This window comes from Bacillus sp. FJAT-45066 (assembly GCF_002335755.1).
GTDB classification, from domain to species: domain Bacteria; phylum Bacillota; class Bacilli; order Bacillales; family Bacillaceae_I; genus Bacillus_CD; species Bacillus_CD alkalisoli.
In genome coordinates, this window is sequence record NZ_NISQ01000001.1 from 3,889,337 (window position 1) to 3,897,550 (window position 8,214).

General features: G+C 44.1%; 4 protein-coding genes, 2 tRNA genes and 3 rRNA genes. 7 read left to right on the forward strand and 2 right to left on the reverse strand.

All coding sequences use genetic code 11. From position 1 onward, the window contains the following. The first annotated feature begins 16 nt into the window (after positions 1–16). Positions 17–334: an STAS domain-containing protein gene (locus CDZ92_RS19440; protein WP_096156849.1), complete on the forward strand. Its 318-nt coding sequence runs from the start codon at positions 17–19 to the stop codon at positions 332–334. 234 nt (positions 335–568) lie between these two features. On the opposite strand, the gene CDZ92_RS19450 is transcribed toward CDZ92_RS19440, so the two are convergent. Then, positions 569–1,249, reverse strand: a complete 681-nt coding sequence (locus CDZ92_RS19450; protein ID WP_096156850.1) for an MgtC/SapB family protein — start codon at positions 1,247–1,249, stop codon at positions 569–571. Positions 1,250–1,369: 120 nt separating this feature from the next. Between CDZ92_RS19450 and CDZ92_RS19455 the strand changes: the two genes are divergently transcribed. Then, positions 1,370–2,281: a DMT family transporter gene (locus CDZ92_RS19455; RefSeq protein WP_096156851.1), complete on the forward strand. Its 912-nt coding sequence runs from the start codon at positions 1,370–1,372 to the stop codon at positions 2,279–2,281. A gap of 64 nt (positions 2,282–2,345) precedes the next feature. Here the strand turns inward: CDZ92_RS19455 and CDZ92_RS19460 are convergent, their stop codons facing one another. After that, the gene (locus tag CDZ92_RS19460; RefSeq protein WP_096156852.1) at positions 2,346–2,528 is read right to left on the reverse strand and encodes a hypothetical protein; all 183 of its coding nucleotides are present in this window, start codon (positions 2,526–2,528) and stop codon (positions 2,346–2,348) included. A gap of 448 nt (positions 2,529–2,976) precedes the next feature. Here CDZ92_RS19460 and CDZ92_RS19465 point away from each other — a divergent pair. The 5 genes from CDZ92_RS19465 (at position 2,977) to CDZ92_RS19485 (ending at position 8,190) form a co-directional block, all read left to right on the forward strand. Continuing rightward, positions 2,977–4,577, forward strand: a 16S ribosomal RNA gene (locus tag CDZ92_RS19465). A gap of 188 nt (positions 4,578–4,765) precedes the next feature. After that, a 23S ribosomal RNA gene (locus CDZ92_RS19470) occupies positions 4,766–7,715 on the forward strand. 127 nt (positions 7,716–7,842) lie between these two features. Then, positions 7,843–7,959, forward strand: a 5S ribosomal RNA gene (gene rrf / locus CDZ92_RS19475). Together the 16S, 23S and 5S rRNA genes with 2 tRNA genes alongside form the textbook arrangement of a ribosomal RNA operon. An 11-nt stretch (positions 7,960–7,970) precedes the next feature. Continuing rightward, positions 7,971–8,046 (forward strand) — tRNA-Val (locus CDZ92_RS19480). Between the two features lie 68 nt (positions 8,047–8,114). Next, a tRNA-Thr gene (locus CDZ92_RS19485) sits at positions 8,115–8,190 on the forward strand. Positions 8,191–8,214: the final 24 nt, after the last annotated feature.

Here is an 8,214-nt window from a genome sequence, read left to right on the forward strand (position 1 = left end):
ATGCGGGAGGTGTACAATGTTTGTTTATTGTTTAGAAGTAGATGAATGTTCACTTGAAGTGCTGTTAAGCGGCGATCTAGATATAGAAGGAACAGAAGTAATGGAATACGAATTAGTTCCCAATTTACTTCACTCTAAAAAAGTGAACATAAACTTTAAAGATGTAGCCTTTGTTGATTCAACAGGAATGGGACTATTAATTAATTTAGTTCAAACATTAACAGAACAAGATATTCAAATCACCATTTCGAATGTTAGAAGTGAAATAATGGAAGTGTTTGACTTGTTACAATTGCCTCAAATTATCGGCGAAGAATTGTTTATTAATAACTGACGATTCGATTAATGAACGTGCTTAACAAAAAAGCTTATGAAGATTTAACTAATTTTCATAAGCTTTTTTATAGTAATGTAGTTATGGACCTAGGGGTAGTCGAAACCCCGCTTCTGCAATGCCATTGCAGCGTACTCCCATTATACGATAGGCCCTCTAGTGAATCGTAAATAATAGAGCATACTTTTGTCAATGATTTTAAGTGAATTAGAGAATTGAATGAATATGCAGCATTTAAATGTTCTCTATTTCAATACTAGTAATACCTTCAATTTTTTGCACGGTATAATAAATATCAGTTGTTCTACGTTTTTGGTCAACTAATATTTTCAACTGAACTAAATGACTGTCAGATTGGTCTTTAATACGAACATTCTTAATGGAGATATCATCTTTTTTAATTTCATCAATAACTTTAGCAATATCATCTGCAAGTGTTAATGTTAATTGTAAAAAGATTTCTTTTTCCTTTAACTTTCTTGGTCCTAATACAGAAATCATTAATGGAATAATCTCAACACTAATTATTAATAAAGCAACACCTGCAAAAGCTTCTAAGTAAAAGCCTGCTCCTGTAGCTATACCAACTCCAGCAGCTCCCCAAATTAATGCGGCTGTAGTTAAACCCGTAATAGTGTCATTCCCTTTTCTTAAAATAACCCCTGCACCGAGAAAACCAATACCACTTACAATCTGTGCTGCTAAACGAAGTGGGTCCATCGTAATTTGTACATAATCACTATCACCAAATAAGTATGCAGATTCAATAGAGACAATTGTGAGTAAACAACTTACAATAGAAATAACTAAACATGTTTTTAAGCCGAGTGGCTTTCTTTTTAATTCCCGTTCAAGTCCTATAATTAATCCAAGCACTGCAGATATACATAATTTTATTAAAATCTCAGTTTCCACGTCTAATTGAACTCCTCTCTAAGTTGTTATCTGTTGAACAAAAAATAAATGATTAGAAAATTATAACAAAATTCAGTAAAATTAGATATATAAAACATCACATGTATAGGAGAACACACCATGAACAAAATTTTGAATCCTTATTTTGCACTTGCAATTGGAGTAATAACTGTATCACTCTCTGCTATATTTGTTAAATTAGCTGAAGCGCCAGCGCCAGTTATCGCTTTTTACCGATTATTATTCTCCGTTTTGCTTATTACGCCAATATTCTTATATAAATATGTAGGTGAGATAAAGGCTATTACAAGAAAGGATTTCATTTTCTCTAGTATAGCTGGTATTTTTTTAGCATTTCATTTCATTTTATGGTTCGAATCGTTGAACTATACGAGTGTTGCGAGCTCCACTGTGTTAGTTACTCTTCAGCCATTGTTTGCTTTTATCGGAACTTATATATTCTTTAAAGAAAAGTTAAGTAATAAAGCATTGATTAGTGGCGGACTAGCAGTTTTAGGGAGTGTTATTATTAGTTGGGGAGATTTCCAAACTAGTGGCATAGCATTGTTCGGAAACTTTTTAGCATTAGTAGCATGTGCGCTAGTCACTGCCTATTTAATGTTTGGCCAAAATGTTAGAAAAAGATTATCACTAATAACTTATACATTTATTGTTTATGGTTCTAGTACACTTACCCTTTTTATATACGTTTTAATCTTTGGCTATTCTTTTACAGGATATCATTCATCTGACTGGATGTGGTTTTTGCTCTTGGCAATATTCCCAACCTTACTGGGGCATTCTCTGTTTAATTGGGCTGTTAAGTGGATAAGTACGAATATCATTTCTATGAGTATATTATTAGAACCTATTGGAGCGGCTATTTTAGCTTACTTTATCTTAAATGAAGTAATTACATGGACGCAATTCCTAGGAGGAGCAGTCGTTTTGTTTAGTGTAGGATATTTTATTAGAAATAATGAAGTTCGAGATAAGTCATTATCAAAGGTTCAACGTAAAAAAGTTAGTTGAAATAAGAACATGCCCTTCATAAGCTGTGTGGAGGGCATGTTAATTTGTATTAAATTTAGTAAGATTAAATAAATTTATTAGCAAACAAGGCAAATACCATTGCCAGTGAAAAACTAAAGATAATACCTTCTCCACGAACCTTCCCTTTTTTATTAAACATTTTTATTCCTTCGAAGTATCCGTATAGAAATAATAAGATAGAAGATAATAGAGCGACAATCATTGCTATATTTTGAACAACATCCACAGGTAACCCTCCTAGTAAAGTTAATATGAGTTACTAGATTATACGACGGCGGTTTAAAAAGTATTCTTCCATTTTGGGAATTACTAATAGTTTTATGTTCATGTATAAAACATCTAATAAAATTGCTGTAGTTTTCTTAAATAGTTAAATAGAATTAATAGGTTAAAATTTATGGATTAATTTTTCAAAAAGGTATTGCAAAATAATTTAGATGATGTTATATTTAATTTCGTCGCCGCGAGATGGTGACAAGCAGAAAAAACAATGAAAATGTTCTTGACTTTACAAGGACAAGTTGTTATGATGATAAAGTCGCTTTTATGAGCGGTGGTCAAAAAATGTTCTTTGAAAACTAAACAAAACAACAGCGTGTAAGTTAATCTTTAAGATTAACAACAAACAATTAATTGACATTAGTCAGCAACAAAATGAGCATAAGCTCAAACACTCTTCGGAGAGTTTGATCCTGGCTCAGGACGAACGCTGGCGGCGTGCCTAATACATGCAAGTCGAGCGAATCTGATAAAAGCTTGCTTTTGTCAGGTTAGCGGCGGACGGGTGAGTAACACGTGGGCAACCTGCCTGTAAGACTGGGATAACTTCGGGAAACCGGAGCTAATACCGGATAATATAAAGAACCTCCTGGTTCTTTATTGAAAGATGGTTTCGGCTATCACTTACAGATGGGCCCGCGGCGCATTAGCTAGTTGGTGAGGTAACGGCTCACCAAGGCAACGATGCGTAGCCGACCTGAGAGGGTGATCGGCCACACTGGGACTGAGACACGGCCCAGACTCCTACGGGAGGCAGCAGTAGGGAATCTTCCACAATGGACGAAAGTCTGATGGAGCAACGCCGCGTGAGCGATGAAGGCCTTCGGGTCGTAAAGCTCTGTTGTTAGGGAAGAACAAGTACCGGAGTAACTGCCGGTGCCTTGACGGTACCTAACCAGAAAGCCATCGCTAACTACGTGCCAGCAGCCGCGGTAATACGTAGGTGGCAAGCGTTGTCCGGAATTATTGGGCGTAAAGCGCGCGCAGGCGGTTTCTTAAGTCTGATGTGAAAGCCCACGGCTCAACCGTGGAGGGTCATTGGAAACTGGGAAACTTGAGTGCAGAAGAGGAAAGTGGAATTCCACGTGTAGCGGTGAAATGCGTAGAGATGTGGAGGAACACCAGTGGCGAAGGCGACTTTCTGGTCTGTAACTGACGCTGAGGCGCGAAAGCGTGGGGAGCAAACAGGATTAGATACCCTGGTAGTCCACGCCGTAAACGATGAGTGCTAAGTGTTAGGGGGTTTCCGCCCCTTAGTGCTGCAGCTAACGCATTAAGCACTCCGCCTGGGGAGTACGGTCGCAAGACTGAAACTCAAAGGAATTGACGGGGGCCCGCACAAGCGGTGGAGCATGTGGTTTAATTCGAAGCAACGCGAAGAACCTTACCAGGTCTTGACATCCTTTTGCCTTCCCTAGAGATAGGGCGTTCCCCTTCGGGGGACAAAAGTGACAGGTGGTGCATGGTTGTCGTCAGCTCGTGTCGTGAGATGTTGGGTTAAGTCCCGCAACGAGCGCAACCCTTGATCTTAGTTGCCAGCATTAAGTTGGGCACTCTAAGATGACTGCCGGTGACAAACCGGAGGAAGGTGGGGATGACGTCAAATCATCATGCCCCTTATGACCTGGGCTACACACGTGCTACAATGGACGGTACAAAGGGCAGCAAAACCGCGAGGTCGAGCCAATCCCATAAAACCGTTCTCAGTTCGGATTGTAGGCTGCAACTCGCCTACATGAAGCTGGAATCGCTAGTAATCGCGGATCAGCATGCCGCGGTGAATACGTTCCCGGGCCTTGTACACACCGCCCGTCACACCACGAGAGTTTGTAACACCCGAAGTCGGTGGGGTAACCTGGGCACAACTTAGCCTCTTATAATTATGATAGGAAGTTAAGTTGTGCCTAGGAGCCAGCCGCCTAAGGTGGGACAGATGATTGGGGTGAAGTCGTAACAAGGTAGCCGTATCGGAAGGTGCGGCTGGATCACCTCCTTTCTAAGGAATAATACGCTTGTTGTTTTGTTTAGTTTTGAGAGAGCATTCCTCTTTCAAACTTTAGATAGTATAAAAGCTATCGAACCATGTTCTTTGAAAACTAGATAACATAAGTAATGTCAAGATACATCAAAAGTATCGTTCATCTTAGTAAATTTTCTTTATTAGATATCTATTCGCGATATCGAGGTTAAGTTATTAAGGGCGCACGGTGGATGCCTTGGCACTAGGAGCCGATGAAGGACGGGACTAACACCGATATGCTTTGGGGAGCTGTAAGTGAGCTTTGATCCAGAGATTTCCGAATGGGGAAACCCACTACTCGTAATGGAGTAGTATCTTTACCTGAATACATAGGGTAATGAAGGCAGACCCGGGGAACTGAAACATCTAAGTACCCGGAGGAAGAGAAAGCAAACGCGATTTCCTGAGTAGCGGCGAGCGAAACGGAATTAGCCCAAACCAAGAGGCTTGCCTCTTGGGGTTGTAGGACACTCAACATGGAGTTACAAAGGAACGGGGTAAATGAAGCGACCTGGAAAGGTCAGCCGTAGAAGGTAAAAGCCCTGTAGTTGAAACTTCGTTCCCTCCTGAGTGGATCCTGAGTACGGCGGGACACGAGAAATCCCGTCGGAAGCAGGGAGGACCATCTCCCAAGGCTAAATACTCCCTAGTGACCGATAGTGAACCAGTACCGTGAGGGAAAGGTGAAAAGCACCCCGGAAGGGGAGTGAAAAGATCCTGAAACCGTGTGCCTACAAGTAGTTAGAGCCCTATGTTTTTTCTTCGGAAAAAACCCGGGTGATAGCGTGCCTTTTGTAGAATGAACCGGCGAGTTACGATCCCGTGCAAGGTTAAGTCGATGAGACGGAGCCGTAGCGAAAGCGAGTCTGAATAGGGCGAATGAGTACGTGGTCGTAGACCCGAAACCAGGTGATCTACCCATGTCCAGGGTGAAGTTCAGGTAACACTGAATGGAGGCCCGAACCCACGCACGTTGAAAAGTGCGGGGATGAGGTGTGGGTAGGGGTGAAATGCCAATCGAACCTGGAGATAGCTGGTTCTCTCCGAAATAGCTTTAGGGCTAGCCTCATGTGTTAGAGTCTTGGAGGTAGAGCACTGATTGGACTAGGGGCCCTCATCGGGTTACCGAATTCAGTCAAACTCCGAATGCCAAAGACTTATCCATGGGAGTCAGACTGCGAGTGATAAGATCCGTAGTCAAGAGGGAAACAGCCCAGACCGCCAGCTAAGGTCCCAAAGTATACGTTAAGTGGAAAAGGATGTGGAGTTGCTTAGACAACCAGGATGTTGGCTTAGAAGCAGCCACCATTTAAAGAGTGCGTAATAGCTCACTGGTCGAGTGACTCTGCGCCGAAAATGTACCGGGGCTAAACGTATCACCGAAGCTGCGGACTGTTCTTACGAACAGTGGTAGGAGAGCGTTCTAAGGGCGTTGAAGCTAGACCGTAAGGACTGGTGGAGCGCTTAGAAGTGAGAATGCCGGTATGAGTAGCGAAAGATGGGTGAGAATCCCATCCACCGAATGCCTAAGGTTTCCTGAGGAAGGCTCGTCCGCTCAGGGTTAGTCAGGACCTAAGCCGAGGCCGAAAGGCGTAGGCGATGGATAACAGGTTGATATTCCTGTACCACCTTCACTCCGTTTGAGCAATGGGGGGACGCAGGAGGATAGGGTAAGCGCGCTGTTGGATATGCGCGTCCAAGCAGTAAGGCTGAGAAGTAGGCAAATCCGCTTCTCATAAAGGCTGAGCTGTGATGGCGAGGGAAATTTAGTACCGAAGTTCCTGATTTCACACTGCCAAGAAAAGCCTCTAGCGAGGAGAATGGTGCCTGTACCGCAAACCGACACAGGTAGGCGAGGAGAGAATCCTAAGGTGAGCGAGAGAACTCTGGTTAAGGAACTCGGCAAAATGACCCCGTAACTTCGGGAGAAGGGGTGCTCTGTTAGGGTGTTAAAGCCCGAGAGAGCCGCAGTGAATAGGCCCAGGCGACTGTTTAGCAAAAACACAGGTCTCTGCGAAGCCGCAAGGCGAAGTATAGGGGCTGACGCCTGCCCGGTGCTGGAAGGTTAAGGGGAGAGGTTAGCGCAAGCGAAGCTTTGAACCGAAGCCCCAGTAAACGGCGGCCGTAACTATAACGGTCCTAAGGTAGCGAAATTCCTTGTCGGGTAAGTTCCGACCCGCACGAAAGGCGTAACGATCTGGGCACTGTCTCAACCAGAGACTCGGTGAAATTATAGTACCTGTGAAGATGCAGGTTACCCGCGACAGGACGGAAAGACCCCGTGGAGCTTTACTGTAGCCTGATATTGAATTTTGGTACAGCTTGTACAGGATAGGTAGGAGCCTGAGAAGCCGGAGCGCTAGCTTCGGTGGAGGCGTCGGTGGGATACTACCCTGGCTGTATTGAAATTCTAACCCGCACCCCTAATCGGGGTGGGAGACAGTGTCAGGTGGGCAGTTTGACTGGGGCGGTCGCCTCCTAAAGAGTAACGGAGGCGCCCAAAGGTTCCCTCAGAATGGTTGGAAATCATTCGTAGAGTGTAAAGGCACAAGGGAGCTTGACTGCGAGACCTACAAGTCGAGCAGGGACGAAAGTCGGGCTTAGTGATCCGGTGGTTCCGCATGGAAGGGCCATCGCTCAACGGATAAAAGCTACCCCGGGGATAACAGGCTTATCTCCCCCAAGAGTCCACATCGACGGGGAGGTTTGGCACCTCGATGTCGGCTCATCGCATCCTGGGGCTGTAGTCGGTCCCAAGGGTTGGGCTGTTCGCCCATTAAAGCGGTACGCGAGCTGGGTTCAGAACGTCGTGAGACAGTTCGGTCCCTATCCGTCGTGGGCGCAGGAAATTTGAGAGGAGCTGTCCTTAGTACGAGAGGACCGGGATGGACGCACCGCTGGTGTACCAGTTGTCTTGCCAAAGGCATAGCTGGGTAGCTACGTGCGGACGGGATAAGTGCTGAAAGCATCTAAGCATGAAGCCCCCCTCAAGATGAGATTTCCTTTAGCGCAAGCTAGTAAGATCCCTGAAAGATGATCAGGTAGATAGGTTCGAGGTGGAAGCGTGGCGACACGTGTAGCTGACGAATACTAATAGATCGAGGACTTAACCAAATTAGAACGATACAATCACTTTCTTGACAGGAAAATATGTTATCTAGTTTTGAAAGAACATAAAAGAGTAAAAAACTCTTGATTTTCTTTCAAAAGTGACTATAATTATTTTATGTCACACTAATAGTCTGGTAATGATGGCGAAGAGGCCACACCCGTTCCCATACCGAACACGGAAGTTAAGCTCTTCAGCGCCGATGGTAGTTGGGGGCTGTCCCCCTGTGAGAGTAGGACGTTGCCAGGCTGTTATATATCGGAGGATTAGCTCAGCTGGGAGAGCACCTGCCTTACAAGCAGGGGGTCGGCGGTTCGATCCCGTCATCCTCCACCAAAGTTTTTTCACGCTAGTGAAAATAACTTACATTTCACGCTAGTAAAAATAACTTACATTTAAATTTAGCCGGTGTAGCTCAGTTGGTAGAGCAACTGACTTGTAATCAGTAGGTCGTGGGTTCGACTCCTATCGCCGGCACCACTTTACCTTTATATTTATTTAGTG